30 protein-coding genes and 2 pseudogenes are annotated in these 26,037 nt (G+C 40.6%); 22 read left to right on the top strand and 10 right to left on the bottom strand.

Translation table 11 applies throughout. From position 1 onward, the window contains the following. Window positions 1-113: 113 nt before the first annotated feature. The gene (locus F6K51_RS09720; protein WP_293019893.1) at window positions 114-3,107 is read right to left on the bottom strand and encodes a hypothetical protein; all 2,994 of its coding nucleotides are present in this window, start codon (window positions 3,105-3,107) and stop codon (window positions 114-116) included. A gap of 281 nt (window positions 3,108-3,388) precedes the next feature. Further along, window positions 3,389-4,655 (bottom strand): annotated as a pseudogene (locus F6K51_RS09715) (IS701 family transposase). 318 nt (window positions 4,656-4,973) lie between these two features. Here F6K51_RS09715 and F6K51_RS09710 point away from each other — a divergent pair. Together F6K51_RS09710 and F6K51_RS09705 are read left to right on the top strand one after the other, a co-directional pair. Next, a complete protein-coding gene (locus F6K51_RS09710; protein ID WP_293019892.1) occupies window positions 4,974-5,096 on the top strand; it encodes a hypothetical protein in 123 nt (40 codons plus the stop codon). Window positions 5,097-5,135: 39 nt separating this feature from the next. After that, complete coding sequence (locus tag F6K51_RS09705; protein ID WP_293019891.1) at window positions 5,136-5,387, top strand: hypothetical protein; 252 nt, start codon at window positions 5,136-5,138, stop codon at window positions 5,385-5,387. 132 nt (window positions 5,388-5,519) lie between these two features. Here the strand turns inward: F6K51_RS09705 and F6K51_RS09700 are convergent. Continuing rightward, window positions 5,520-6,313, bottom strand: a pseudogene (locus F6K51_RS09700) (IS5 family transposase); the annotation flags it as partial. Window positions 6,314-6,547: 234 nt separating this feature from the next. Between F6K51_RS09700 and F6K51_RS09695 the strand changes: the two are divergent. From F6K51_RS09695 to F6K51_RS09645, 12 genes are all read left to right on the top strand, one after another. After that, complete coding sequence (locus F6K51_RS09695) at window positions 6,548-6,781, top strand: UPF0175 family protein (RefSeq protein ID WP_293019890.1); 234 nt, start codon at window positions 6,548-6,550, stop codon at window positions 6,779-6,781. 8 nt (window positions 6,782-6,789) lie between these two features. Then, window positions 6,790-6,960, top strand: a complete 171-nt coding sequence (locus F6K51_RS38380) for a hypothetical protein (protein ID WP_365939934.1) — start codon at window positions 6,790-6,792, stop codon at window positions 6,958-6,960. A 54-nt stretch (window positions 6,961-7,014) separates the two neighbouring features. Beyond that, window positions 7,015-7,275 (top strand): DUF3368 domain-containing protein, encoded by a 261-nt coding sequence (locus tag F6K51_RS38375; protein WP_365939933.1) that lies wholly within the window; start codon window positions 7,015-7,017, stop codon window positions 7,273-7,275. A gap of 242 nt (window positions 7,276-7,517) precedes the next feature. After that, window positions 7,518-8,033 (top strand): filamentous hemagglutinin N-terminal domain-containing protein, encoded by a 516-nt coding sequence (locus F6K51_RS09685; protein WP_293019889.1) that lies wholly within the window; start codon window positions 7,518-7,520, stop codon window positions 8,031-8,033. Beyond that, complete coding sequence (locus F6K51_RS09680; RefSeq protein ID WP_293019887.1) at window positions 8,015-8,248, top strand: hypothetical protein; 234 nt, start codon at window positions 8,015-8,017, stop codon at window positions 8,246-8,248. The genes F6K51_RS09685 and F6K51_RS09680 overlap by 19 nt, the downstream gene beginning before the upstream one ends. Further along, the gene (locus F6K51_RS09675) at window positions 8,196-8,669 is read left to right on the top strand and encodes an S-layer family protein (RefSeq protein ID WP_293019886.1); all 474 of its coding nucleotides are present in this window, start codon (window positions 8,196-8,198) and stop codon (window positions 8,667-8,669) included. Before F6K51_RS09680 ends, F6K51_RS09675 begins: the two co-directional genes overlap by 53 nt. Window positions 8,670-8,972: 303 nt before the next feature. Beyond that, entirely contained in the window at window positions 8,973-9,209 is a 237-nt protein-coding gene (locus F6K51_RS09670; RefSeq protein WP_293019885.1) for a DUF433 domain-containing protein, read from the top strand. A 67-nt stretch (window positions 9,210-9,276) separates the two neighbouring features. Further along, on the top strand, window positions 9,277-9,621 hold the full coding sequence (locus F6K51_RS09665; protein WP_293019884.1) for a DUF5615 family PIN-like protein: 345 nt from the start codon (window positions 9,277-9,279) through the stop codon (window positions 9,619-9,621). 117 nt (window positions 9,622-9,738) lie between these two features. Beyond that, on the top strand, window positions 9,739-10,011 hold the full coding sequence (locus F6K51_RS09660) for a hypothetical protein (RefSeq protein ID WP_081431411.1): 273 nt from the start codon (window positions 9,739-9,741) through the stop codon (window positions 10,009-10,011). Further along, the gene (locus tag F6K51_RS09655) at window positions 9,957-10,595 is read left to right on the top strand and encodes a hypothetical protein (protein ID WP_293019882.1); all 639 of its coding nucleotides are present in this window, start codon (window positions 9,957-9,959) and stop codon (window positions 10,593-10,595) included. The genes F6K51_RS09660 and F6K51_RS09655 overlap by 55 nt, the downstream gene beginning before the upstream one ends. Before the next feature lie 173 nt (window positions 10,596-10,768). After that, on the top strand, window positions 10,769-11,014 hold the full coding sequence (locus F6K51_RS09650; protein WP_293019881.1) for a hypothetical protein: 246 nt from the start codon (window positions 10,769-10,771) through the stop codon (window positions 11,012-11,014). Then, complete coding sequence (locus tag F6K51_RS09645) at window positions 10,983-11,540, top strand: CHAT domain-containing protein (RefSeq protein WP_293019880.1); 558 nt, start codon at window positions 10,983-10,985, stop codon at window positions 11,538-11,540. Before F6K51_RS09650 ends, F6K51_RS09645 begins: the two co-directional genes overlap by 32 nt. Here F6K51_RS09645 and F6K51_RS09640 read toward each other — a convergent pair. Beyond that, window positions 11,520-11,693, bottom strand: coding sequence for a hypothetical protein (locus F6K51_RS09640; protein ID WP_293019879.1), 174 nt, complete (start codon window positions 11,691-11,693; stop codon window positions 11,520-11,522). The genes F6K51_RS09645 and F6K51_RS09640 overlap by 21 nt on opposite strands. A 153-nt stretch (window positions 11,694-11,846) precedes the next feature. On the opposite strand from F6K51_RS09640, the gene F6K51_RS09635 reads away from it, so the two are divergent. Next, window positions 11,847-13,106 (top strand): glycosyltransferase family 1 protein, encoded by a 1,260-nt coding sequence (locus F6K51_RS09635; RefSeq protein WP_293019878.1) that lies wholly within the window; start codon window positions 11,847-11,849, stop codon window positions 13,104-13,106. Here F6K51_RS09635 and F6K51_RS09630 read toward each other — a convergent pair. Next, entirely contained in the window at window positions 13,068-13,226 is a 159-nt protein-coding gene (locus F6K51_RS09630; RefSeq protein ID WP_293019877.1) for a hypothetical protein, read from the bottom strand. The two genes, F6K51_RS09635 and F6K51_RS09630, sit on opposite strands and share 39 nt — an antisense overlap. 347 nt (window positions 13,227-13,573) lie before the next feature. Here F6K51_RS09630 and F6K51_RS09625 point away from each other — a divergent pair, with 347 nt between their 5' ends. The 4 genes from F6K51_RS09625 to F6K51_RS09610 all read left to right on the top strand — a co-directional run bounded on the left by F6K51_RS09625 (window position 13,574) and on the right by F6K51_RS09610 (window position 17,783). Beyond that, window positions 13,574-13,924, top strand: a complete 351-nt coding sequence (locus tag F6K51_RS09625) for a hypothetical protein (RefSeq protein WP_293019876.1) — start codon at window positions 13,574-13,576, stop codon at window positions 13,922-13,924. Window positions 13,925-14,288: 364 nt separating this feature from the next. Then, a complete protein-coding gene (ectB, locus tag F6K51_RS09620) occupies window positions 14,289-15,542 on the top strand; it encodes a diaminobutyrate--2-oxoglutarate transaminase (protein ID WP_293019875.1) in 1,254 nt (417 codons plus the stop codon). Continuing rightward, entirely contained in the window at window positions 15,532-16,998 is a 1,467-nt protein-coding gene (locus F6K51_RS09615) for an aspartate aminotransferase family protein (protein WP_293019874.1), read from the top strand. The genes ectB and F6K51_RS09615 overlap by 11 nt, the downstream gene beginning before the upstream one ends. A 131-nt stretch (window positions 16,999-17,129) precedes the next feature. Next, on the top strand, window positions 17,130-17,783 hold the full coding sequence (locus tag F6K51_RS09610) for a GNAT family N-acetyltransferase (RefSeq protein ID WP_293019873.1): 654 nt from the start codon (window positions 17,130-17,132) through the stop codon (window positions 17,781-17,783). Between the two features lie 617 nt (window positions 17,784-18,400). On the opposite strand, the gene F6K51_RS09605 is transcribed toward F6K51_RS09610, so the two are convergent. The 4 genes from F6K51_RS09605 to F6K51_RS09590 form a co-directional block, all read right to left on the bottom strand. Then, the gene (locus F6K51_RS09605) at window positions 18,401-18,994 is read right to left on the bottom strand and encodes a sigma-70 family RNA polymerase sigma factor (protein ID WP_075905283.1); all 594 of its coding nucleotides are present in this window, start codon (window positions 18,992-18,994) and stop codon (window positions 18,401-18,403) included. Between the two features lie 330 nt (window positions 18,995-19,324). Continuing rightward, window positions 19,325-19,690: a hypothetical protein gene (locus tag F6K51_RS09600; RefSeq protein ID WP_293019871.1), complete on the bottom strand. Its 366-nt coding sequence runs from the start codon at window positions 19,688-19,690 to the stop codon at window positions 19,325-19,327. A gap of 569 nt (window positions 19,691-20,259) precedes the next feature. Then, window positions 20,260-21,246, bottom strand: a complete 987-nt coding sequence (locus F6K51_RS09595) for a cysteine synthase A (protein ID WP_293019870.1) — start codon at window positions 21,244-21,246, stop codon at window positions 20,260-20,262. Window positions 21,247-21,538: 292 nt separating this feature from the next. Beyond that, the gene (locus F6K51_RS09590) at window positions 21,539-22,177 is read right to left on the bottom strand and encodes a peroxiredoxin (RefSeq protein WP_070396150.1); all 639 of its coding nucleotides are present in this window, start codon (window positions 22,175-22,177) and stop codon (window positions 21,539-21,541) included. 529 nt (window positions 22,178-22,706) lie between these two features. Between F6K51_RS09590 and psbU the strand changes: the two genes are divergently transcribed. Then, a complete protein-coding gene (gene psbU, locus F6K51_RS09585; protein WP_293020029.1) occupies window positions 22,707-23,162 on the top strand; it encodes a photosystem II complex extrinsic protein PsbU in 456 nt (151 codons plus the stop codon). A gap of 123 nt (window positions 23,163-23,285) precedes the next feature. Here psbU and F6K51_RS38370 read toward each other — a convergent pair whose 3' ends face one another. Then, complete coding sequence (locus F6K51_RS38370; protein WP_364304357.1) at window positions 23,286-23,468, bottom strand: hypothetical protein; 183 nt, start codon at window positions 23,466-23,468, stop codon at window positions 23,286-23,288. A gap of 517 nt (window positions 23,469-23,985) precedes the next feature. Here F6K51_RS38370 and F6K51_RS09580 point away from each other — a divergent pair. After that, complete coding sequence (locus F6K51_RS09580) at window positions 23,986-24,756, top strand: glycosyltransferase family A protein (RefSeq protein ID WP_293019869.1); 771 nt, start codon at window positions 23,986-23,988, stop codon at window positions 24,754-24,756. Continuing rightward, window positions 24,753-26,036, top strand: a complete 1,284-nt coding sequence (locus F6K51_RS09575; protein WP_293019868.1) for a DegT/DnrJ/EryC1/StrS family aminotransferase — start codon at window positions 24,753-24,755, stop codon at window positions 26,034-26,036. The genes F6K51_RS09580 and F6K51_RS09575 overlap by 4 nt, the downstream gene beginning before the upstream one ends. The last annotated feature ends 1 nt before the right edge of the window (window position 26,037 follow it).

Below are 26,037 nucleotides of genomic sequence, written 5' to 3'. Positions count from 1 at the left end.
GTATATATAAGCTATAATCAATATACAGTAAAGGTTTTGGGAATGATTGATAAATTGCTATTCGGACTATCTCAAACACTGAAAGTGTAATCGTATCTAGATTCCCTCTGGTGTCACCTTCGCTTAACTGTATAAACAATTCCTTTTTCAGTCCAGGAAGGAATTGCTAGAAAAGAATCATCAGATATCTCAAAATCAATAGGAGGAATAACTGTAGGTATGCTTATTTCATCCAACTTGTATTTATAATCACCAGCAAATAACCCTGATAGCTTATTTCCACCTAGTGCGCGTATGAGATCATCTCCCTTAAGTGCTTTTGCTTCTCCAAGTATACTCAGACCAACAGCAGGTACTCCTAGAACTGGATTACATAAAACAAGCATATGTGGATTCTCCTGTAACAATGCTGTAGCAGGTGGAGGATTCAATTTTGCATTCAGGGTAAACTCTGAAATATTAATTGCTAAGTCAAGTGTATTTTCATCATCATCTTTTTGCTCCTCAGTAGCAAGTTTTAAATTTGCTGATATTGATGGAGTTTGCGTTGGTAAACTAACCTTAGTCGAGAAATTGGCAGCACCTTTAACTGGACAAACTAGGATATTACCGATATCAAAAGGTGTAAATTTCATTTGACCAGAAACATCTATATTTCCTGATAAATTGGGACGGAATTTTATATTTTTTGCATCTTCAGAAAGTTCTAAACTACTCAGATCGGAGGTAATAATCCCATTTGCCTTTGCTTTGCCGCCGATTTTTCCGATATCACCGATAGAAGATAATCCGTTTTGTAATTCACGTCCAGCATTGCAAGCAAGCCGTTCCTGCTCCTTAAGTCTATTACAATCCAACAATTTTAACTTTTCTCTGGTTTCACATTCACCATACTTTAAATTTTCTCTGGCTTCACATTCACCATACTTTAAATTTTCTCTGGCTTCACATTCACCATACTTTAAATTTTCTCTGGCTTTACATTCACCAACTTTGGTTTCTTCATTGGCATTACAACGGAGCTTTCTGGCTTCACACGCTATATCAGGTACACAAGTCCTTCTTCTGTAACCCCCCACCTTAATTGTCCTACAAGACCTACAGTCAAAATCACATTTACCAGAAGATATTTCACAAGATTTACGAGAACAAGAATTTTCTTTTTTACATGGATTTCGTGTACAAGATTTACGGCTACAATCCCTAGTTGGATTACAGCTATAACTAGGTTTTTCAATTAAACTAATCTTTTTATCTGAGAAACTTTCTGGTCCATAGTCAACTAAATACTTTATCTGGGGGCTATTAATTTTCCAGATAGAGTTGAAGTAACTTGAAAACCTCTGAACCGACATAGCTGCCTGAGCAATTACATCATCTTCTATACTCCCAAAAGTTGTATTGTGTAGCTCCATAAATCTTTGTGAGTACCTTTTATAGGCTTTTGTTGCACTTTCAGTATCTTCTGGAATTGATAAAGGTGGCAAAGAAGGACGTTCCGGAAGGTTTGGAGCATTTAGATCTGCTTGAAGGAAAATACCAGATTCACTAATAAGAATAGAATTTGCATCTGAATAAAGCTTTGAAAATTTAAATTTAGGGTTGGAAAACTCTAATCCTTCTAAATCTTCTGTAGCTTTAGCAAAATCTATTTCACCATTTTTATCTCCAATTTTTGGTTGCTCCGTTGAGAGCACAATTGGTTCAATCAAACTATTAAAATTGTTGGTAATCTCAGACAATACTGCATTTAATGTTGAAGGGAGAGTAGGAATAAATACTGAAGTGATATCTTCGGGTTGGTATGTAATCTCATTAATAACAAATTCTTGAATACTTGGAGATATAAGAACACCAAGGTTTTCTTCAGTTGATTGAGTAGAAAAAGCTGATGCTGCCTTAACAATACCTTGAAAACCCAAATTAATTTGTGAAACTATTCCTGAAACTGGTGCTTCAGCTAATATTTCCTGATTTCCCAATACAATATTTACCTTACCAACTTTAGCTAGCCCCTTCTGGTTTAAATCTTGAACACGAATGTTAATTTCTTTGTCTAGTTCTTCACGTATTTTGTCCTGGGAAAGGAAAACACTAAAATCAGGTCCTTTTAATTCGTTAAACTCTTCAATCGACTGTTTAATTGCCTGTAATCTACGTTGTTCATATGAAACTTTAGGGATTACAGGATATAACAATCTATTTAAGAATGAGCCTGATATTTTAATCCCAGTTTTCTGTAATGACTCTCTTTCCTCTTTAAAGGCTATAATTCCCTTCTCATAAAAAGAATCACTATAAACATTGAAATCCTCATTTACAACTCGATCGCCTTCTGGAGATGAAACAACTTCAGTGTCAAGTTGCCCCATAATATGAAGACCAAAACGATCAACAAGTATAGCTGTTGCGGTAAGGATAACTGGAGGTAATGCCAATTCTTTTTCATCATCTCCGCTACCAATCTGAATATTAATTGATTCTCCAGGTTGATCAGGGGTTCCCAGTGGCTTAATTGGAATTTTATATTTTATTGGCTCTATTTGACCATTAATATTATCAATATATTGCTTTAATAAAAGATTTATTGATTCAGCTATTTTAGAAGGATTTAAAATAAGCTTTGATACATTTATTATCTCCATTTCTATGGATTCAAATGCTGGACTTAAGATAACATCAGTTTCTCTAATATAAAGAGATATTAACCCTTGAAGATGTCCTTTAAAGCTAACATTTTTATCTTTTATAGAGCCATTGATAATAGTATCAATATTTATACTTTGATTATCAAAAATAATTGTTGGTTTGTTCTCAAGAGTAAAAGAAAACTTGTTTTCTGCTTGTAACCTCTGCAATTCCTTTTGTAAATATACTTCTACCTCATTCTGATCAAGAGTCACAAGAAAACTTGGATCGGTTATTTTTGATAAACTTTTTGAAGAGATTTTGATTGATTCTATTTGTCTTTCTTGAAAAGAAACTGGTGGCCAATTTTTATTAATCGCAGATTGAGCCAGTTTAGATAGAATTGGTTGACTTATTAAAATTCCTATAACTATTAAAATAAATATGCTTATAGCGATAATATTTTTTTTATTTATCATTCTTATCACAATGGTAAAAATAGAGGCAGACTCCAAAGAGAGGGTGATTCCGCTCTGGATAAGGGTTATCGGCAAACCCTTCGCTGAAAAGCAACTGGATTTCTTCAGTGGTCAAAATTTTCGCTCTGCCATGACGGTCTATTTTCATCTACTACCACAGCGTCCACCTCTAAAATTAAACAGTGTTATGTTGGTATTCGTCATTAAACCTATAAGACCAACCTTGCAGGTATAGCTTAGATTCTCAGCAACATTACTGCTACTGGGACTAAGCGCAAAATTCAAGCCCAAATATAGCCCAAACTAGCTTTATACTTGACAAATACGTCCTGATTTTCCTGGAGCCAACGGACAAAACGGCAAGACATGGCACTACGAAAAGCTTCTAAAGTCTCAGTAAATGTCTTTAACGGTTTGGAACGCCCATCGCCTTCGTAATCCCCCAGTAAGTTGATGCCAAACAATAAAAGTATAGGCACACATAACCAATATAAAATGTCTCATTAGGCTGCGTTTGTGCCGAACTTGATATTCAGATAGCCCTAACCAACCCTTGGCTTCTCGATAAAACACTTCCACCCAATTTCTTTGAGCATAAGTCTCAACCACCCATTCTGGAGTCACAACTGATGCTTCTAAATTTGTCAAAAAATAGTCAATATTTGTGGCTTCATTAAAGGTTGGCTGATTCATGACGATGGCCAAACTTCTTTTTCCACTCAAACTTGATATTTCGACTTCTATGATCGCTACCCACAAGGTTTTTGGCTTGTTCAGTTCTAACTTAACCTCCCTGAATGCTTCACTGGGTAAACTTTGCGCTAACTCATCCACCCTAACAATTTCTTGACAATCCTTCGTTATGTTGACCGCAACTTTTCGATTTTTCGCGATTCCTCCTAAATACTTTAATTGACGATTTTCCAGCTCCAAGAGAAAAGAGCTATTGTTACCATAACCGGCATCAATTAAGACAATTTTTGGATAATATCCTCTCTTTAATGTCCGGTCAATTAAGTTTAAGGCTAACTCCGGTTTTTTGATGAATTCTGGGTCTTTCTTTCCTTCAGGCAATGAGTTTGAGTGTTGATATAACTCAACATCTAACGGCAGGCTTTTTCGACCATCATACAGATGAGTGGTTACGAGAACTATCCCATTATCTGTTTTGCCAATTTCTCCAATGTATTGCCTTCCTATTCCATCAGTAAAATTCCCGCTTTTTCTATGTCCACTATCGTCTACAATTAGCGAGAACCCATGAGGAATTTTGGTCTGACGACAGCTATTCATCACCTGTAACCGGCGTTCGTTAATCTCTTGTTCACTCCAGTTAGCCCGAACCGCAAAATGCCTTAAACTGTGGTAAGACACATCTACAGCGTTCTGAGCTAACTGAGATAGGTTTTTTCTTTCACTTTCTCCCAATAATCCCCCTAGATAGTTTCTAAACTCCTTTCTCTGGGCTTTAGTTCGGAAGATATCGTCAAAACGCTGACACCATCTATCGAAGCACGGGGGCATTGCTGTGGAAACAGTTTCTTTCATGGGATTGGAGGGAAAAAGTAACCAACCTAAAAAACTTACCCTATATAGCATAGCACTATTTATGCCTTGAATTATCGCTAAAGTCCCACTACTGCATTCCTTTTTCAAGATTTACCTTAACTTAGGATTTCCAGGCTGAGCGGTACTTACTTCTGTAGTACTTTAAGTTTATCGTTTTTAAATTCTTATTTAGATTAAGAATTATTATTTAGATGAAGTTTTGTTAATGAAAATGCATCACAATCATAAATCCTGTCCCAGGGCTATTTCATTCTCATGAAAACCAAGAAATGCTAGGCTTACAAATTAACCGAGAGTTTGATTAGTGACCATGGGTTTGCCCCCCAATCTGCCCCTGCTGTTTTACTGCTTAGCCTCTCCCTAGAGAAGTCAACCCCAGAGCCCATCGAGATTTTAGAAGCCTTTTCCGATATCCGGTGATGTGCGCAAGGTCTCAGGTAAACGGCATCAAGTCGCTCTATGTCTAGCTCTCTTTACTCTGGCTATAGCGGCTGGGAACCGAGGGTTAAGAGCGATTGGCGATTGGCTCAACAAGCTATCGGGAGGAACTCCGCCAAGCTATTCAATCCCCCAAAGCGGCGAATTCCTTCCTACAGTAAGATTCGTCGTGTCCTATTGACCTTGGACTATCACCAGTATTCTGCGGCCCTAGCCCACTTCTTTGGCATTGAACCCTTGCCAGGGGAAACCTTAGCTGTGGATGGCAAATAGTAGAGCTTGTAGGGTGGGCAAAAACAGTTTGGTTCAAATTAGTATTAATGATTAGATTAGAGCTGATTTGTAAACAAAAGCTTAAGAAGCTAATCGGCGAGTCATTAAACGAATGAGCGAGCCTCCCGATCATCGCTTCGCGCTTTGGTCGTGTACAACTCATAATCTTTACTCAAACGCCGAAATCCGTTGAGCCAACCAAACGTCCGTTCAACAATCCATCGCTTTGGTAGAATCTCAAATTCCTTTGATGTTCGCTCAACTACTTCCACTCGCACATGCTCCCCACAAACTTGTTGGACTGCATGAGCAAAGTTCTTGCCCGAATAACCGTACTGCAACCCAAATCACTTCTAATTGCCTGAGTTGGGCAATAGCTTCATGCAAAACGACCACTGCACCTAAACGTTCTGGGCCATTAGCTTCACTCACCAGCATCCCAATAACCAGACCCTGAGAATCTACAACAATATGGCGTTTACGGCCTTTAACTTTTTTGCCACCGTCATAGCCGTAGACCGCCCCCTTTTTTCCGTCGTCTTCACCGATTGCGAATCAGCGATTCGGGCAAAGCCCGACGCTACGCGAACGCTACACTCGAATCCTCCTGTCGTCCCATTTGTTGTCGGAGTTGATGACGCAATTGGTCATGCATTCTCTGCCAAATCCCAAAGCGGCTGCCATTTGCGGAAATAACCATAGACCGTTGGGTGGGGTGGAAAGTCATGGGGCAACATTTCCCACTGACAGCCACTACGTTGCACATAGAATATGGCGTTGATAACTTCCCGTAGGTTAACTATCCTCGGATGTCCAAATCCCTTTGGTTCTGGTATCAGCTTACGCAGCACTTTCCATTCCCTATCACTCATGTCACTCGGATAGGGTTGGCGATGGGGATTGGCGATCTCAGGCAAACGACTCATGAACACAGTGCTTCAACTCGTTTTGTCATATAGATTACAGGCTACTCAGCCCGTCATTGAGTTCTCTTTAGATTTTCTTTACAAATCAGCTCTTACTTTGCCCACCCTACTTTAGCTAAAATGGTGCAAAGCGCGTAAGCGCGTAGGGAGCGGTTGAAAAACTTTACCTAACATTGGTACTAGCTGCTAGGGGCGGGATGTTAGGATCCAAGCATAACACTCAAAGGAATATCCATGAGCTTGGTAATCTCTGATGACATTGTAGAAGCAAGTGGTTTGTCAGAAAGCGAATTATTGCTGACTATTGTGATTATGTTCTTCCAACAGGACAAAATCAGTTTAGGAAAGGCTAGTGAATTGCTCGGAATGCATCGAATGCAGTTTCAAACCTTGCTAGCAGAGCGGGGAATTTGTGTTCACTACGATGTAGCTGAATTCTTGGAAGACCTCCAAACTTTGGAAAAATAGGTTGAAACATGACTATTGTGAGCAATACCTCACCAATCTCAAACTTGGCGAGGGTAGGGGAGTTAAATCTTCTCCAGCAACTATATGGGACAGTTTTGATTCCGATGGCAGTTCATCAAGAACTTTTGGATGAGAGAGCTGGAAAAGCTGTGATCACGGCAGTTCAGTTAGCGACTTAGATAACAGTACAATCAGTCCAAAACCAAGCAGTAGTAAGTGAATTACGAAATCGATTGAATGTCGGAGAAGCGGAGGCAATCGCCCTAGCAATCGAGATGAAGGCAACTCACCTGCTAATTGATGAGCGTTTGGGTAGACAAGCAGCAACGGATTTGGGATTAAGAATTATTGGAGTGCTAGGCATTCTGCTGACAGCAAAACGTCAGGGAATGGTTCCAGCCATTAAACCGATCATGGATGATTTAATTAACCAAGCTGGTTTTAGAGTCAGCAGTAAGCTATATTCAGAGGTTTTGAAAACTGCCCACGAATAAATCTATTAAGAGACTTGTGGTGCTAAAAAGCATTAGGTTAATGGTGTTAGATTAGATTGTAGGGTGGGCAAAAACAGTTTGGTTCCAATAATGATTAATGATTAGACTACTTTGCCCACCCTACTTTAGCTGACAGCTGACTCCCTGTAGTGAGTTTGATTTGTGAGTTTGACCATCGCTGATGGGAAAAATAACCATATCCCACTCAAACCGAAGTTACATCAGCCACCAGGGTCAAGTTGATGAACCAAACCATTCAGCGATGCTATTTACTCGGCCATCTTTTAGTCTCTAGTCTCCTCATCCCCAACATTGCTACCGCCCAAATCAGCAGTGATGGCACCTTATCTACCACCGTGACTAGTGATGATGGGGTGAATTTCTTGATTGAAAAAGGGGTACGCACTTGGGATCATCTATTTCATAGCTTCTCGGAATTTTCTGTACCCAGCAACGGGTCAGCCTTTTTTAACAATGCTGGGGATATTGTCAATATCTTTAGCCGTGTCACCGGAGGGAATATTTATAATATTGACGGCTTGATTCGCGCCAATGGTAACGCTAATTTATTCCTGATTAATCCAGCCGGAATTATCTTTGGGGAAAATGCTTCGTTGAATATAGGAGGTTCATTTTTTGCCACTACTGCCGAGAGTGTAGTATTTGGAGATGGGATTGAATTTAGTGCCACTGAACCAAACCAAGCGCCGTTATTAACGATTATACTCCTGGTTTACAGATGGGAACAAATCCGGTAAATATTACAGTAGTTGGTCCAGGACAAACCCTCAATGGCAGTATTTTTACTCCTTTTGATCGCAGTAATCTTGGATCCCAATTACAGGTTCAACCGGGCAATACCTTAGCCTTGGTAGGTCTCATTGAAAGTAGCTTGATCCAAGCCAATGCTAATCTAGGCAATGGTGGAGATATTGCCATTACTACCCAAGGCTTATTTGTGTTTCCCCGCTAGTTCTCAGTTTGGGGTAGATGGGGTGATCACCATTAACAATCCTGACGCCGATCCGGCTAATGGCTTAGTTCAACTACCCACAGATACTAGCGATCGCACTCAACAAATCGCTGAAGGTTGCCGTTGGACTGCCACCAGTAGTTTTTATATTACCGGACGGGGTGGCATACCCCAAGATCCCAGTGCCATGGTACGGGGTGGCCAAATTTTATCGGATGTGCGGGATATATCGGATCTATCCATAGTGCGCGCCATACCCGAAGCTGAAGATCGTAAAGCACACACTAATACCAAAGCACCGATAGTGGAAGCTAATGCTTGGATTATTAATGAGGAAGGTAATGTGGAATTAGTCGCTGTTGTCAACTCGAACCAGGCGCTCGATTTTCTGCGAGCAACTTGTGCGATTAAAGAAGATTAGATTTTCGGGTGGGCAAAAATAGTTTGGTGCCAATCAGTATTAATGATGAGATTACTTTGCCCACCCTACTTTAACCACCAAGGAGATTGTAGGGTGGGCAAAGACAGTTTGGTTCCAATCAGTATTAATGATTAAATTACTTTGCCCACCCTACTTTAGCTAAAATGGTGCAAAGTGGGTAGGGAGCGGTTGAGGCACTTTACCCAACATTGGCACTAGCATTGCTTGGGTTTCACTATCCTTAAACCCAACCTGCATTTTTAGAGATATCAGTACTGAAACGATTGTTGCAACCACTAAAACATGACTAATTGGCAAGAAGATATTTCCACTAACCTAAACGTCTGTCACGGTAAAGCTTGTATTAAAGGCACTCGAATTATGGTATCAATAATCCTAGATAACCTAGCCGAAGGCTTGACACCAGAAGAAATTGTGGCTGAATACCCACCACTAACTCTGGACAACATTAGAAATGCGATTGCATATGCTGCTGCTTTAACCTCAGAAGAAGAACTTATCCCCCTGCGATCACAATAATGCTAGTCAAATTAGATGAGAATCTCAGCAATACCCATGCCCAGTTCTTGAGAGACGCAGGTTATCAATGCGTTCGCTTTTAGCGGAAGCTGAGGCCTTTGGCCACGCTTTGCGAACGCTTCATCGTGTAACTGATCAAGGATTATCCGGTGCAGATGATGAAATTGTTTGGCAACGGGTTTGTAATGAAGGGCGTTTTTTCATTACTCTTGATTTAGACTTTTCTGACGTTCGCCGTTTTCCTCCTGGTACACACCCAGGAATTTTACTATTGCGTCCAAGCCGTCGTAGTCGTCAAGCTGTACTGAATTTACTTTCTCGAGTTTTGAACGAACAACCGTTGGAAAGTTTACAAGGTTGTTTAGTAGTTGCAGATGAAATGCATACGAGAATTCGCAGACCTCAAGTTTAATCCCCCTCTCCCAAGCAGCTTGTAAGGTGGGCAAAGACAGTTTGGTTCCAATGAGTATTAATGATTAGACTACTTTGCCCACCCTACTTTAACCATTAATATCTTACCAAGACAATTATGAAAACCATCCTAAATTTAGTCACCGTCGGATTACCCAGTTTATTGCTAGCACTGACAGCTACTCCTGCTTTAGCGATCGCATCCGGTGACCACCCCCAAGTCACTATTGCTCCGACCTTGCAAGCCCAAACTCCTCAGGCTACCAGTAAACTTAGTAAACTTAACCAAGGCAGAGCCTATTTCAACAGGGGACAATTTGCCCAAGCAGCGGAAATTTGGAAGCAGCCCAAGATTACGCAACTCGGGGTGACTCTCTCCATCAAGCCTTGAGTTTGAATTATCTATCCTTAGCTTACCAACACCTAAGTCAGTGGGATGTTGCCCAAACTGCTATTGAATCCAGCCTTAAGTTAGTCGAATCAGCTACCAGTAACAATCCTCTGCTGTGGGCGCAAATTCTTAATACCAAAGCCAGACTCCTTTTCCACACTGGACAAAACCAATCTGCCTTAGAAACATTTAAAAAAGCACAAACTTATGATAAAGCGGGAGATAAAATTGGTGCTTTGATTAGCAAAATTAACCAAGCTGAAGCCCTGCCAAGCTTAGGATTTTATAATCGTGCTAAACGTCTAATGGAAGAGATTAATCAACAATTAGCAATTACAGAAAATTATGCCGTTAAAGTAGGAATGCTCAGAAGTTTAGGCATCGCGGCTTTACAAGTGTTGGGGGATGTAAAAGCTAGTAGAGAGGTACTCGAAGAAAGCTTATCTATTGCTCAGGGTCTGGAAGCCACTAACCAATTAGGCATTATCCTGTTGAGTTTAGGCAATACAGCCCTTGATGCTGGAGATAATTCAGTAGAATTAGATTACTTTAAACGGGCAGAAAGTGCGAGTACTAATCCATAATAAAAATTTAAAACTCGCCTCAACCAACTACGCCTTTATGTCCAATTGCCGCCTATACCGAAGCGGTCAAAGACTTAAAAAGCTTGCGCGGTGATTTGGTTTCCATTAATCCAGATATCCAGTTTTACTTCCGAAAAAGCGTTGAACCAGTATACCGAGAACTGGTCTAATTATTGTTAGACGGTAATCCTAGTAAAGAGGATATAAAAAAGGCACGGCAGTTAATTGAGGATTTACAATTAGCAGAATTAGATAACTTTTTCCGGCAAGCTTGTTTAGATGCTAATGTTGCCAAAATTGATCAGATTGACAGGTCAGCAACGGTAATTTACCCGATTATTTTGCCAGAACGTTTAGCTGTGATTGTCTCCGCCTCCGGTAAACCCATTGGCTATTACAGGGGTGAAGCAGGAAATTGAGCAAATTGCTAAAAAGTTGAACCCAGACTCAGTCATGCTCAATCAAGACTTCACTAGCGATAGAGTTTCCCAGGAAATAACCACTAAAACCTCAAATGTGATACACTTAGCTACTCATGGTCAGTTTAGCTCCAAAGCTGAGGAGACGTTTATACTAACCTGGGAAAATAAAATTAATGTCAAAGAATTAGAGCAACTGCTGGGTACTCAAGAATTGTTGGGAGAAGACAAAATTGATTTACTCGTTCTTAGTGCTTGTCAAACTGCTAAAGGGGACGATCAAGCGATGTTAGGGTTAGCGGGTTTTGCGATTAAATCGGGAGCCCGTTCTACCTTAGGGACATTGTGGAAAGTGCGTGATGATTCCACTGCTATATTCATCAACAAGTTTTACGAATACCTAAAACAGCCAGAAATAACGAAAGCAGAAGCTGTCAGAAAAGCCCAACTAGATTTAATTGGGGATAGCAAGTTTAATGAACCTCTGTTTTGGGCACCTTTTATTCTAGTCGGTAATTGGTTGTAAAGGGAATAGGGAGTAGGGAGTAGGGAGTAGGGAGTAGGGAGTAGGGAGTAGGGAGTAGGGAATAGTGAGTAGGGAGTAGGGAGTAGGGAATCGGGAATCGGGAATCGGGAACATAAAGGTGTTGATAAACGTTAATTTTATTAAAATAGTCAACAAAAATTATAGCGTTTATCGCACTTATGATGTAAAGTATTTGTTTTGAGGATAATTACCTTAAAAGGATAATTACTATTGCCTTATATAGAATTTCAAAATAGCTCATTCTTAATTCTTAATTCTTAATTCTTAATTCTTAATTCTTTTTTTATGAGCCAATTGTTGGTCAATCTCTCGATTCTATTTTCCCAACCTACGGGTATTGCTAACTATGCCGCTAATCTTTTTCCTTATTTAAAAGCTCTCGACCCTACCTTACTAATTTCTTCCACTGCGTCTAGCCGTTTCTGTAGTGCTACTACCTACACTTGCTACCCAATTCCAGGGAATTTAAGCCCTGAACAAGGCACGAAAGGACATTTTCGTCGTCTGTTGTGGACTCAGTTTCAACTGCCGCGAATTTATAAAAAATTGCGAACGGATCTTTTGTTTTCTCCTGTTCCAGAAGCTCCCCTGTTCACCAATTGCCGCTATGTGGTAATGGTTCATGATTTGATTGGGTTACGGTTTCCCCAGGGTTTCTCACCCTTAACTACCTACCAACGCTACTATATCCCCCAAGTTCTTGCTCAAGCAGAACACATCATCTGTAACTCTCGGGCTACTGCTAGAGACCTTACTGACTTCTTCAAGATTCCAGCCGCAAAAATTACCCCGGTCTTACTGGCTTACGATGCCAATCAATATTATTATCAGGACTTACGCAAGTGCCCCCTAAATCCCCCAATTCTGGGGGACTTTGACATCATTACCCCCCAGAATTGGGGGGCAGGGGGGCAAAACCAACTAAATTTCGTAAGTCCTAATTATCTGGATACAGTAGATGGGGAAAAAGATGGGGAAAACCGGGAAAATTGTCCCTATTTTCTCTACATCGGACGCCCAGACCCCCACAAAAACCTCCATCGGCTGATTGAGGCTTTCGCTGCTCTACCCAATTGCCAGGACTACCAACTCTGGATTGCTGGCGCAACGGATAAACGCTACACACCATTGCTGGAAGCCCAAGCGGAGGAACTGGATATATCCAGTCAGGTCAAATTCCTGGGATATGTTCCTCAGCAACAATTACCGACCATGATTAGACATGCGATCGCATTTGTATTCCCCAGTCTTTGGGAAGGCTTCGGTATCCCTGTATTAGAGGCAATGGCTTGCGGTACTCCCGTAATTACAGCCAATCTCTCCTCCTTACCCGAAGTAGCTGGAGATGCCGCTATATTAATCAATCCTTACAACCCTGAGGAAATCACAGCAGCCATGGCAGCAGTAGCAACCGATGCTCAAATGCGATCGCATCTTCGCCAATCAGGTCTTGCTAGAGCCAGTGAATTTAGTTGGCAAAAAACTGGGCAAGCTACGGTAGAGATTCTAACTCATATAGCAAAGGGAATAGGGAACAGGGAATAGGGAACAGGGAACAGGGAACAGGGAACAGGGAACAGGGAACAGGGAACAGGGAACAGGGAACAGGGAACAGGTTAACTGGTTACAGGTTAACTGGTTATTAAACCTTGGCCAAAAGGCCACGCAATCGCGTTCAACCTCTTAAACCTTGGCCTTGGCCTTTGGCCACGCTACGCGAATGGCGACGCAATCGCGTTCAACCTTCAACCTGATCAACATTCAACCTTCAACCTGATCAACATTCAACCTTCAACCTGATCAACATTCAACCTGATCAACCTTCAGCCTTCAACCTTCAACCTGATCAAGCTTCATAGTTGCTTTAAAAAAAACCTCTTAGATATAAAGCTTTTGTGAAATCCTTTCGATTCGTGTCCTAATTACATAAAAAATCTCACTAATGTAGTGAAGCCCAATCAAGACTGAAGCCCAATCAAAGTAACAAGTGGTGTGACATGAACAGATTTTCTATGTACACGATCTCAAGAGAAAGCCCAACCCAATCAAATCTACGCCGATTGGAACTATTGCTGGAGTATTGCCAACTGGCAGCCCGTCCAAGTTTGTCTGTGTCAGACAGCAACCGTATGGCTGAGATCCTCGAACTAGCTGAAGCTGACCAAATCCTTAGCGTGTTGATAGATAAAGCTGATCTAGTTATAGCCAAACAATTTAGCTGGCTGAGTGACAATGATATTGATACCTATAAAAACCAAATCGCCAAGTTGGAAGAGTATTTAGAAATCTTTGTTTCCCAGAAATCACCTGAGACCAGTGAAACTCTACGTCATAAATTTGCTTATTTCACTGGAAACCCTTAAGAATCACCATTACATTCAGCCGTCAGGGATTAGCTATTAGCCATTTATGGTAGTTATCAATTGCCTATTGAGAAGTGCCATAACTATAGCAATTTTAAAGAAATTGTGATAATTTTGGTTTTTCGGTAGTTGTTCTGCTAAACTGTGATAGCTTATGTCAAAACGGTTTTACCGGAGATACTATGCTAAATTAAAGCCCATCTGTAAACATTACTGGGCAAGAGAGTTATAAGTATAGCAGTTTTTTTAAACTGAAACCATTACCCAGTAATGGTTTTATGGTGAATAAACTCTTTTTTAGTATGGCAACTCCTGTAGAAACATAAAATTCCCAAATTTATATTCCATAAAATTAGAAATAAATATGAATATTTTTGAGGAGATAGAGTCTGAGGTTAGGAGTTACTGTAGAGCTTTTCCTACTGTTTTTAAAAAAGCTAAGGGAGCAACCCTTATTAATGAAGATGGCACTGAATATCTTGATTTTTTCTGTGGAGCTGGCGCGCTCAACTATGGACATAACAATTATCACATTAAAGAACAACTTATTTCCTATCTTATAGAAGATGGGATCATTCACAGTCTTGACTTAATGACTAGTGCAAAAGCTGACTTATTGCATGCATTTAATGAGATTATTTTCAAGCCAAGAAACATGAACTATAAGGTTCAATTTCCCGGTCCTACTGGAACAAACTCAATAGAGGCGGCCATCAAAATTGCCAGAAAAGTGACAGGAAGAACAACGATTGCCACCTTTACCAATGCTTTTCATGGGATGACACTTGGTTCATTGTCCCTTACAGGGAATGCCAGAAAAAGACGAGGGGCTGGCCTTGAGTTAGTTGGCAGCTATTTTATTCCCTATGACGGATATCATGGTCCTCAAGTTAATACTGCGAAAATGTTTCGGCAATATCTTGAAGATCGGGGTAGCGGTTATGATATCCCAGCAGCAGTTATTTTAGAAACAATTCAAGCTGAGGGTGGTATTCGGATTGCCAGCTATGAGTGGCTTCGAGAAATTGAAAGTATATGCCGCGATTACGATATCATCCTAATTGTTGATGACATTCAAGTCGGATGTGGTCGGACTGGAACGTTTTTTAGCTTTGAGCATTCTGGCATCTCTCCTGATGTTATCTGCTTATCAAAATCACTCTCTGGTATTGGTCTTCCATTTTCTATAACACTAATAAAACCGGACTTAGATAAATGGACTCCAGGAGAACACAATGGAACCTTTAGAGGACATAATCTTGCGTTTGTTACAGCCGCAGCCGCCCTTAATTATTACTGGGTAAATGATGAGTTTATTCAAGGCATACAAAAAAGAGAAGAAATCGTTAAAAAAACCTTAACTAAGCTTCTTGAAAGCTTTGATACTAAGCTTGCAGTTAGAGGGCGTGGCCTCATCTGGGGCATTGAATGCTTTAATCAAAAACTCAGCAAAATTATTTCCAGAGAATGTTTTCGCCAGGGTTTAATCATCGAAACAGCAGGAATCAACGACCAAGTTCTTAAAGTTTTGCCACCTTTAACGATCGGTATTGAAGAACTGGAAAAAGGCTTAGGGACTGTAGTGTCTACAATTGAAAAATTCATCAATGAAAACTAATCATTTCTTAGGCATCAATAATAGTGAAGGATTGGATGCTATCAGTAAAAGCATCGTTAGAATCAATGAAATACTAGCTGAACGGTTAAAAAATGACAGGCATTGCTTTTCTGGAGTCGAACCAAAACAGTTGCAAGAACTCATCTCAGGTATTGACTTAGCGACTGAGTCGGATAAAAGTCTAGATTCTATTATAGAAGATATATCTAATCTATATATTGAGCATTCAGTCAATATATATTCACCTTTATACATGGCTCACCTTCATAGTACTGTATCTATAGAAACAGTTATTGGGGAATATCTGATTGGGCTTTTAAATCCTTCCCTTGATTCATGGGATCAAGCTCCTTTTGCCACTGAAATTGATGAACTTGTCGTTAGCTTTTTTCTACAGAATATATTTGGTAAAAACCATCGTTATGATGGAGTTTTTACCTCCGGAGGAAGTCAATCAAATTTGATGGGGATATTGTTGGCTAGAGATATCAAGAGGCAAGAATATAATATTGATTCAAGGCGAGAGTCATTAGGTCAGCTAGAAAGTAAATTTAGAATTTACTGTTCAAGTGTTTCTCATTTTACAATTGAAAAAAGTGCTTGGTTATTAGGTCTAGGTGAACAGAGTGTTGTCAAGCTTGATGTTGATAGACAATTCAAAATTGATCTAAAAAAATTCCAAGAACAGCTTGTCAAAGATATTTCTAATAATTGTATTCCAATTTGTGTTGTATCTACTGCTGGCACAACTGACTATGGAAGTGTTGACCCGATTAAAGAAATAGCTGAAATTGCTAAGGAATACCGCATGTGGCACCATATAGACGCTGCTTATGGTGGAGCAATGATATTTAATCCAAAAGTGAGGTGGACGCGCTATTTGTCCTTGGCAAATTCTATTACTATCGATCTGCATAAAATGCTTTTTCAACCCATTTCTTCAAGTTTATTTCTCTGCAACAATAAGGAATATATACAAAATCTAAATTTTGAGTCAGACTATCTGAATCGAAAAGAAGATTTTGAGCTGGGAATGAAGAACCTTGTTGACAAGTCACTGCAAACATCTAGGAGGTTTGATTCTTTGAAGTTCCTGCTCACGATCCAAGGGATGAAACAGTCTGGTATAGAAGATATACTTCAAGGTTTACTTGATCTTACTCGTGCTGTTGCTTTATACCTTAAGGGATTGGATGAGATAGAACTGTTAAATGAGCCAGAACTCTCTTCGTTAGTTTTTCGATATAAACCTATTGGTAATAAAGATATTGATACTATAAATAGAAAAATTCGCTTGACTCTGATGGGAGAAGGCATAGTTATTGGTGAGACACGGTTTAATGGCAATACTTTTTTGAAGTTTACCCTACTGAACCCCAATGCTAAACTTGAAGATATAAAAGAAGTAATTAACGCTGTTCTTAATGCTGGTCATAAATCTTCTGGGATTGCTTGATTAGGATTGGGCATAGGGAATGGGCCAGGGAGCAGGTCTTCGCAGAACAAATGTACTAAAATAACTCATGACCGCTACTTAAGCCCCGAAAACAAAAATGACATGATCTATTTAATTTAGGGCGATTATCTATGACAGAGATATTACGCAATGCAACTTTGGCTGACGTACCAGGTATCTCCCATCTCCTAACCTCGGTTTCGGTTAATGATGATCCAGAGTTTCAATTGATGGTAGCCTCTAAAATTGTTCCAAAACAGGAATTGATCGAATACATTATTCAGACACACACGCACCCTTCTGTAATCACCAATCCATGCTCTTTGGTCATTGAAAGTACGAGTAGCGGTGAAATAATTGGTTTCCGCCTTAGTGAACCATATCCCAATATTGATACAGTCTCCTTAGAGAGGAAACTAATTGAAAAGTCCACAGGATTAAAAAAGCGACATTGTTTCTTCGCAGATCTAGACCAGGGTATCACTGACCCAAATAACGCTGGTATATCTTTTCTTCAATTAACGATCGCGCCAAACTACCGTAAAAAAGGACTGGCAACACAGTTAGTCATAAAATCAATTTATATTGCTAAGAACAGTGGAGTTTCCTTCATAAAGGTCTGTGCTGCAAGTGAGTATTCGTGTCGAATTTTTGAAAGATTAGGATTTCAGAAAATATCTGAGATCGACTACAAAACCTATGAACAAAATGGAATTCAGTTCTTTGATCCTTCATTGATAAGCATACATTCAAGGATAGTGCTTTATTTGCTTTCCCTGATCTAAAATATCCATCATTGTTGCAGTTAAGCAATAGATATTATGAAACTTGCGATCAATCCAGTTATGCCTGAAGATGAACCATTTTTGTGGCAAATGCTGGTATATGCGGCTCATGAAACCTCGCGGAAAGCTGTAAAGACGCACCCTATTCTGCTTAAGTACGTAGCTGGCTGGGGCAAAGTAGGAGCTCTTAACATAAATTATTGCAGTTGCACGAGGAAACTTTCCTGCCATATCACTGAGTGTGCGGCCAGATAATCCTGCAGTTAATCTTTATCAACGTTTTGGATTTGTGGAAGCTAAGTCTAGACGCCATCTTAATCGCGTTGGTGGATATTCATTGACGATGGTATATCGGTTCTGATAATTAGGAAACGGGTAAAGTTAGGGACTTCGGGTCTACCGGAGATACTATACTTGGTCAGGCAGTAGACTTAGCTTTTTTCAAAGGTTAAACTGAATACAACCGTTGAATCCGTTGTCAAGCCCTTGATTAACTTAACCTTTAGCCCGTCAGCCCTTTGCTATACCTGGACATAAATCAAGTTAACCAAATTTACTTGATTAAGAAGTTTCAAGGATTCTCTTCTATTCACTGTGCCCTTGTCGGAAGTTGCCTTTCAGGATAAGCCATAGTCTTCGAGCATAGAGTTGTCGATATCAAAAAAATAGTCTCTCAAAACTTTCCTCATACGCTGATATCGTTTTCGCAAGGCTGTATTACTTGCCAAGTTCAGGCGTTCTTCAATTTGAATCCAGGACAATTCCTCCATCACTCGTAACACAAAAATATCAAAATCTAGAGGACTTACTAGTTGTCTAATATCTGACAGTATTTCCTTGACATATTCATCCGATAAATAATCGGAACCATCATTGGAGCTAATCTGGTATTCTATAGAGCTAAACTCACGTTCTTTTTTCCAATGCTTTCCTTTCTTGGCAAAATGCTCTCTAATCACATTTAAGCAGGTTGTTCTTAGCCAAGCTGATGGATTTTCAATATCTTGTCCAGATTCAATTTTGCTAACTCCGCGAATATAGCTTTCGATAAAGATGTCAAAGATATCAAATTTGTGTTCAAGGTTGAACTGCTTGAGTCGGAATTCAATAAATGCAAAAAGTCCAGATTTATCTCTTTGGTTTAAAATAGAATTAACAGCGGCATCAAATTGTTTACGATTAGGGGACTTTGGAGGTTTTCTAGGTTGCATATAGTGTAGTTACTCAGTAAAACTAAAAGCAGATAATGCCCCTGACTTTCAATTGTATTTGAGAAACTTTATGATCACTATTACTCACTTAGTGACGATTAAGTCTCGATTTGTGACATTGATAAGTAGGTAGGGGAAAATAAATTGATCAAGGGTATAACCATGAAACAATGAGGTTACGGAGCTGTGTTGCCAAATTGGCATAAAAAATCTTTCCATAGCGGTGTTTTAGTATGCCCCTACTTACATTTGTCCAAGAGTGACCCTAATGACTATAGCCCTTATGATCATCAAAGAATTACCACATCAGTTGCCACATTAGTTGCCACATTAGTTGTAGGTGCCCATGGCGTGGGTCGGCGATGCTTGCTCCCAATTGCTTGTAGTCAGCTGCCAGTCAGAACTGCTGTAGACGTAAGTGATGCGGATATGCTCTAGGATTATGTAGAAGCAGGTAGATTTTAGCCAGTCTGAGGGGTCTTGAATATCTTGTCCAGATTCAATTTTGCTAACACCACGAAGACAGCCTTCAAAAAGTATCTGGCCTATATCAAGTTCCTGTTCAAGATTGAAGTACTTGAGTTGGCGTTTAATAAATGTATATACCTCAGAGTTTTCTTTTTGTTTCCAGCTAGAATCAACTACTGCATCAAATTTTTGACGATTAGGGGATTTTAGGAGGTCTTGGGTTTGCATCGGGTGTACTTCCTCTAGAAAAATCAACATACCAAGTTGAGGCTTATTACTTCAGTTTTTCTTGAAGAAGCCTCATGATTATTCTTAATAAATAATGAGAATTAAGTCTTGATTTGTGACACTGATCTAGACTGATATAGTCTGAGCGGTCAGCTCACCCGCAACGCCCATGCTACACTTTATGCAAACAGCGATCAGCCCCTAGGCCGCAGAGAGCGAAGGAGTAATGGTTCCAGTTATAACCAAAAGCTCAGTTTACTTGAGGTGTCTTTCCAAAGTGGAAAGCCTTGGCACGAGTGTCTGTGGGTGTCTTTTTAGAGACATCCGTGGTGCCTAGGGTGCTCAAGGTGCTCACAGCGCAAGGCTTGATATTGATCCATATCAATTAGAATACCAAGTTTCCTTGCATCTGTGACAGTACTCGAAAGGGTACTTTTATTTGTTTTTATTTGTGTTATTCTTAAAGATTAGTAACAAGTGTCAAGGATTTCTTTCTACTCCCTGTTCCCTGTTGCCCGTTCCCATTGGCTGAATACTTACAAAGATTACGAACCCTTGATCCTTTTTCCTCAAGAGGTGCAATCACCCACAGAAAGTCCTTTAGATACCAACCATTCCCGATTGAATAGCCGTGATTGATAACGACCACCGCCATCACAAAGTACAGTCACAATTGTATGACCAGGTCCCATTTGTTTAGCCAGAGCAACAGCAGCTCCGACATTAATCCCGACAGACCCCCCCATAAATAATCCATCCCGGCTCAGCAGCTGGTAAACTACCCGGAGACATTCGTGGTCATCAATTTGAATCGCATCATCAATGGGAGCCCCTTCCATATTCCCAGTAATACGGCTGTTACCGATACCTTCTGTAATAGAGCTACCTTCCGGTTTAATTTCACCGGTCTTGACATAACTGTACAAACCACTGCCCATGGGGTCAGCCACCACACATTGAAGGTTAGGATTTTTTTCTTTCAAATACATCGCTACCCCTGCATAGGTCCCACCTGTACCAGTTGCTGAAACCCAAGCATCAATTTTTCCGTCAGTTTGCTGCCACAGTTCTGGCCCAGTGGTTTCATAATGAGCCTGTCGGTTTGCCAAATTATCAAACTGATTCGCCCAGATGGCATTATCCATTTCTTGGGCAATGCGTCCAGAAAGCTTTACATAATTATTCGGGTCTTTGTAGGGTACTGCTGGCACTGGGCGAACTTCAGCTCCCAGTGTTCTGAGGGTATCCATTTTTTCTTGGGATTGAGTTTCCGGGATAATAATCAGGCACTTGTATCCCTTAGCATTACAGATATGGGCTAGACCAATGCCTGTATTGCCAGCGGTTCCTTCAACAACTGTACCCCCAGGCTTGAGTAAGCCTTTTTCTTCTGCATCTTTAATAATATAGAGGGCAGCTCGGTCTTTTACAGAACCTCCTGGATTGAGAAACTCCGCTTTCCCTAGGATTTCACAACCCGTCTCTTCGCTAAAGCTGTTTAACCGAATCAGTGGTGTATTCCCAACTGTATCAACAAAATCTGCTTTGATATCCATTTCAATCAAGTTTAAATTACAAATTATAAAGAATGAAGAATTAAGAATTAAAAATGAAGAATGAAGAATTAAGAATGAAGAATTAAGAATGAAGGATGAAGAATCCTTAATCCTTCATCCTTCAGACCTGATAATTATTTTATATCATGTCAGGATAATTACCCTTAATAAAAATCTCCCCCATCTCCCCATCTCCCCATCTCCCCATTCCCCTCCTGGGAGGGGTTAGGGGTGGGTCCCCATCTCCCCATCTCCCCACACTTTTATTCTGGGTATTCAACCGAACTTGATATTACTTGTTAGGTTGGGGTGTCATCCGCAGATAGGGCTTAATTACCTCATATCCTTTGGGAAACCGTTCCTTCAACTCTTCTGGATCTTTGATGGATGGTACAATAACGCAGTCATCCCCGTCTTTCCAGTTAACCGGAGTAGCAACTTTATAGTCATCGGTCAACTGTAGGGAGTCAATCACTCGCAGGATTTCGTCAAAGTTACGACCGGTGCTAGCAGGGTAGGTTAACACTAACCGCAATTTCTTCTGTGAGTCGATGACGAAAACAGAGCGTACGGTTAGGGTATTGTCAGCGTTGGGGTGGATCATATCGTAAAGGTCAGACACCTTTTTATCTGGATCCGCCAAAATCGGGTAGTTGACCGTTGTTGTCTGGGTTTCGTTGATATCTCCAATCCAGCCTTTGTGGGAGTCAACATCATCCACGCTCAACGCTAGCACTTTAACATTGCGCTTCTCAAATTCGGGCTTGAGTTTAGCAACCATACCTAACTCGGTGGTGCAAACTGGGGTGAAGTCGGCTGGGTGAGAAAACAGCACTACCCAGCTATCTCCTGCCCATTCATACAAATTAATCTCACCTTCGCTAGAATTCTGAGTAAAGTCGGGTACGGTATCCCCCAATCGTAGAGTCATGGCTAAATCCTGTTGCTATTTGTTCTTCTCAGGATTGTTATAGTGCCACAAAACTCAAGTTTATTCGTCAGCTTTTAGATCTATTTTAGGATTTGCTTAGGAATTCGTTATTCAGTGGTCAGCGGTCAGCCGTCAGCGGTCAGCCGTCATCCATTGGCGTAGCGTGGCCTTGGCCTTTGGCCACGCTGCGCTAACAGTAGCTCTATCTGTAGCCCATAAGCTGATAGCTGATACGCGACACGCTGATAGCTGATATAGCAATCCGTGTAGGAATTGAGAGAATTTTGATGCGATATTCCCTACTCCCTGTTCCCTGTTCCCTGTTCCCTGTTCCCTTTGCTATAGCTGATAGCTCATAGCTTACAAAGCAACATTTGTCAATGAACTAGGGTGGGAATCGTCTTCTCGAAAAAGTTTAGGTCTTGTGTCTGGACTTCGATATTATGAGATGATGAGAAACAAAAATTAAACTAAACCCACAGAGATTAATTTCTCTTAGTGCTGTGTTGTGTAAGTAAGGAGTTTTATGATGAAAAAATTGGTTCATCTGGCAGTGTTATGCCTTCTAGTGCTTAGCTTGGGGTGCTTGGGCTTACCCCAAAATGCGATCGCTTCCCCTATGTCTTCAGCAGACACATTTTCGTTAAATAACTTAACGTTGCCCTCATCTACCGCTTTAATCGCTCGTTCCCGGAGCAATGCGGCTGATCGCAAGTTAGCCACCGAGTTTGGTAAGAAGACTGACCTGAACAATACTCCTTTGCGTAAGTTTCGCAAATATCGCGGATTCTACCCAAACTTGGCTCGTAAGATTGCTGATAATGCTCCCTACGAGTCAGTAGAAGATGTTCTGAACATTAAGGGACTCAGCGCAAAGCAGAAGAAAAAGTTACAAAAGGAAATTGATAAAGGTAATTTTACCGTGACTAAGACCTCAGAAGTTTATAATGCGGGCGACGATCGCGTTAATCCTGGCGTGTACTAATAACGCCATTGGTGGTTAGCTTTAAATTTTTTGTCTCCAGATAAAGCTTTTCTAGCTGAGCGCAAAGCGCTTAGCTAGATCAATCCAGGGTTTAAAGGGCTCTAACTCAGCTGAGCACAAAAACTAGCTGGAATAGTTGACGGTACGTGCTTGTCCGTCAAGGTAATAAACTCCGAGACAGTTGTGTTGATTATCTGTAATTACCCAAGGATGAGTTACATAGGTTTGTTGAGTATAACCTTGGCCTGGTTTGAGCTGATAATAGTATGTTCTGTTGCCCTGGTAGTTCAGCCAATAAGTCTTGATTAGCTGAGGGGGTGAAATTATCGATTAAAAGCTTGCTATATAAGGCTTTGAGGCCAATGAACTCAGGGAAGATACAGTCGGAAATTAACTCTCGATTCATTTTCTGGAAGCTCAAACCATTATAACTACGTCCAAAGGAGCGCCCAAAACAGAATGTATCTTTTTGTAACTTATGGGCTGAAATTATTACCCAGTAAGGATTTCAGCTTGCATATCATATTATGTTCGGATAATTAGTTATAAAAAACCATTACCCTTGAAACCTTACTTTTTTACTTCTGCCTTCTGCCTTCTGCCCTCTGCCTTGCTTTCGACGCTTAGTATAAGTATTTAACCGGACATGATATCACCCCCCCAGGAGAAAGTTGCATAAATGGTCACAGTATTGGCGAATTCAAGAAATCTAACGAAATATTTAAAGTTAGAGGGTTTAAACCCATACAGATCTAGGATAGGTCTAGCTTCTTGGCAACTATGCTTACGTCGCTTTATTCGCATCTAAAAAGGGCTGTACTACATGTTAACTGTAGCCGTTATTACATTTTGTGTAGATCGAGACAGAGAATTAGAGCGCTGCATCAATAGCGTCAGACTACAGCAAGTACCTACAATACATTATGTCTTTTCAGAACGAGTTAATGAGTTAAAAACTAGCCCAGTACTCAAACCAATCAAAGATCTTGTCAGGTGGGTAGCCATTGAAGATGTACCCTACCACGAGCACTCCTCTCCTCGCATGGCTAAACTACGTCAGTCTGCCCTAGAAAAAATCCAGGAACCTTTTGTCTGTTTTCTAGATGACGATAATGAGTTTTTGCCTAATCATCTAAGTAGTTTGTTGCACTGTATTCAAGAGCAGCAACTAGATGCTGCCTACTCTTGGAGGATTCTACTCCACCCTGACGGTTCTCTTTTTGAAGGGGATTATTATCCCTGGCATGCAGATCCAAAGACTGCAAGTCTTCTCTATAAATGGTGTGTAGACAACGAAGTTATCCGTTTGGGAGATGCTGTTGTGTATGATGGTCCTCGAGTTTCAGACGATCCTCGAAATGTAGCAACGGTAGATATGAATGAGTGGTTGTTCAGGACTAAATCACTGCTGCGTATTGGCTTTAATGCAGAATTCACTCAAGAAGAGCTGGATAATCAGGTAGGAGAAGATGACAAGATTCTAAATAAAATCTTAAATATTGATTTTCGGTTTGCTTGCAGTCAACAAGCTACTGTTAAATACTATTTGGGTGGAGTTTCCAATTCAGATGACAATTATCGATATTCGATATGATAGTTCTTCAAATTAGCAGGTTAGCCATTGATGGAGGAACCCCTATCTTCGAAAGGCAGTGGCCCAAATGGCCTCAATCCGATGCAGAAACTGAATCGGAAGTTATTAAAGTATTACGCAGTGGGCGTTGGACCATCAGCGGATTCTCTAATGGTAAACCTTTACAAGAACAGATATTTGCTTCTGCATTTAGCAGCTTTCTGGGCGCTAAGTACTGTATTCCAACTGATCATGGGACATCAGCTTTAGAGCTAGCGATGGAAGCTTGTGATGTTAAGCCGATGGACGAAGTCATTGTGCCTGGGCTTACTTGGGTGGCTTGTCCATATTCTGTTCTGGCTCAGCAAGCGATTCCTGTGTTAGCTGATGTTGATCCAAAGACCATGTGTCTTGATCCCAAATCAGTGAAGCAGCTGATTACTTCTAAGACTAAGGCAATTTTGGTAGTTCATCTCTACAGTCGTATTGCCAATATGTCGGCACTATGTCAGATTGCTAAAGAGCATGGTTTAACAATTATAGAAGACTGCGCCCAGTCCCATGGCGCACGCTGGAAAGGTAAGTGCGTGGGTACACTCGGTCAAGTTGGAGCATTTAGCATGCAACAGGGTAAGCCTTTGACTGCAGGGGAGGGAGGATGCTGCGTCACGAATGATGATGACCTAGCCGAGAGAATTTATCGCTTTCGTACAGATGGACGTTTCTTAGCAGGCGAAGATGGTCGTACTTTAGGACGAACAGAGTTGCTGGAATCTGGCCACGTCCTTAGTGGACGTAATCGATGTCTTTCTGATATTCAGCTTGCAATCTTAACGATCCAGCTTAAAAAGCTTAAAGCCCAAAATGAACAGAGAAGAAGCAATGCAGCTTATCTTGCCCAGCTCTTACAACAATTGCCTGGTATTTCTATTCCGTCTTATCACGAACCAGATGATGAGGAAGTCTATTACCATTTTGCTTTTTTCTTAAATGAGACATTTTTACGGGGAAAAACCGTTGCCTGGGTTGGGGAAGCACTCTCAGCAGAGCTTGGAACATGGGTACATCAACCATATGTTCCTCTATCACGTCATCCACTGTACGTTCCTGAGAAAAAAGCTTGGGTTCAGCAGTCAGAGTCAGTGAAAAGTTTAGTTGACAAAAAACGTTTTCATCTTCCTTCTTCAGAAGAAGTACATGAAAAAACATTACTGTTACACCACTCTGTTTTATTGTCACCCCGTGAGGATATGGATATGATTGCAGCGGCACTTCACAAAATCTATTCTGGGATAAATTAGA

It is taken from the genome of Moorena sp. SIO3I8 (assembly GCF_010692325.1).
Lineage (GTDB): Bacteria > Cyanobacteriota > Cyanobacteriia > Cyanobacteriales > Coleofasciculaceae > Moorena.
Note: the sequence above shows the minus strand (reverse complement) of the source record. Positions and strands in the feature narration are given on the sequence as shown.

Bases quoted from the DNA above. Each gene is read 5' to 3' on its own strand.
- F6K51_RS09605 (WP_075905283.1), bottom strand. From the start codon at position 18,994: ATGCAACCTAGAAAACCTCCAAAGTCCCCTAATCGTAAACAATTTGAT.
- F6K51_RS09695 (WP_293019890.1), top strand. From the start codon at position 6,548: ATGAGCTTGGTAATCTCTGATGACATTGTAGAAGCAAGTGGTTTGTCA.
- F6K51_RS09610 (WP_293019873.1), top strand. From the start codon at position 17,130: ATGACAGAGATATTACGCAATGCAACTTTGGCTGACGTACCAGGTATC.
- F6K51_RS09660 (WP_081431411.1), top strand. From the start codon at position 9,739: ATGAAAACCATCCTAAATTTAGTCACCGTCGGATTACCCAGTTTATTG.
- F6K51_RS09720 (WP_293019893.1), bottom strand. From the start codon at position 3,107: ATGATAAATAAAAAAAATATTATCGCTATAAGCATATTTATTTTAATA.
- F6K51_RS38380 (WP_365939934.1), top strand. From the start codon at position 6,790: ATGACTATTGTGAGCAATACCTCACCAATCTCAAACTTGGCGAGGGTA.
- F6K51_RS09625 (WP_293019876.1), top strand. From the start codon at position 13,574: ATGTACACGATCTCAAGAGAAAGCCCAACCCAATCAAATCTACGCCGA.
- F6K51_RS09685 (WP_293019889.1), top strand. From the start codon at position 7,518: ATGAACCAAACCATTCAGCGATGCTATTTACTCGGCCATCTTTTAGTC.
- F6K51_RS09600 (WP_293019871.1), bottom strand. From the start codon at position 19,690: ATGCAAACCCAAGACCTCCTAAAATCCCCTAATCGTCAAAAATTTGAT.
- F6K51_RS09670 (WP_293019885.1), top strand. From the start codon at position 8,973: ATGACTAATTGGCAAGAAGATATTTCCACTAACCTAAACGTCTGTCAC.
- F6K51_RS09575 (WP_293019868.1), top strand. From the start codon at position 24,753: ATGATAGTTCTTCAAATTAGCAGGTTAGCCATTGATGGAGGAACCCCT.
- F6K51_RS09635 (WP_293019878.1), top strand. From the start codon at position 11,847: ATGAGCCAATTGTTGGTCAATCTCTCGATTCTATTTTCCCAACCTACG.
- F6K51_RS09705 (WP_293019891.1), top strand. From the start codon at position 5,136: ATGTCTAGCTCTCTTTACTCTGGCTATAGCGGCTGGGAACCGAGGGTT.
- F6K51_RS09590 (WP_070396150.1), bottom strand. From the start codon at position 22,177: ATGACTCTACGATTGGGGGATACCGTACCCGACTTTACTCAGAATTCT.
- F6K51_RS09675 (WP_293019886.1), top strand. From the start codon at position 8,196: ATGGTGGAGATATTGCCATTACTACCCAAGGCTTATTTGTGTTTCCCC.
- F6K51_RS09680 (WP_293019887.1), top strand. From the start codon at position 8,015: ATGGGAACAAATCCGGTAAATATTACAGTAGTTGGTCCAGGACAAACC.
- F6K51_RS09665 (WP_293019884.1), top strand. From the start codon at position 9,277: ATGCGTTCGCTTTTAGCGGAAGCTGAGGCCTTTGGCCACGCTTTGCGA.
- ectB (WP_293019875.1), top strand. From the start codon at position 14,289: ATGAATATTTTTGAGGAGATAGAGTCTGAGGTTAGGAGTTACTGTAGA.
- F6K51_RS09580 (WP_293019869.1), top strand. From the start codon at position 23,986: ATGTTAACTGTAGCCGTTATTACATTTTGTGTAGATCGAGACAGAGAA.
- F6K51_RS09595 (WP_293019870.1), bottom strand. From the start codon at position 21,246: ATGGATATCAAAGCAGATTTTGTTGATACAGTTGGGAATACACCACTG.
- F6K51_RS09615 (WP_293019874.1), top strand. From the start codon at position 15,532: ATGAAAACTAATCATTTCTTAGGCATCAATAATAGTGAAGGATTGGAT.
- psbU (WP_293020029.1), top strand. From the start codon at position 22,707: ATGAAAAAATTGGTTCATCTGGCAGTGTTATGCCTTCTAGTGCTTAGC.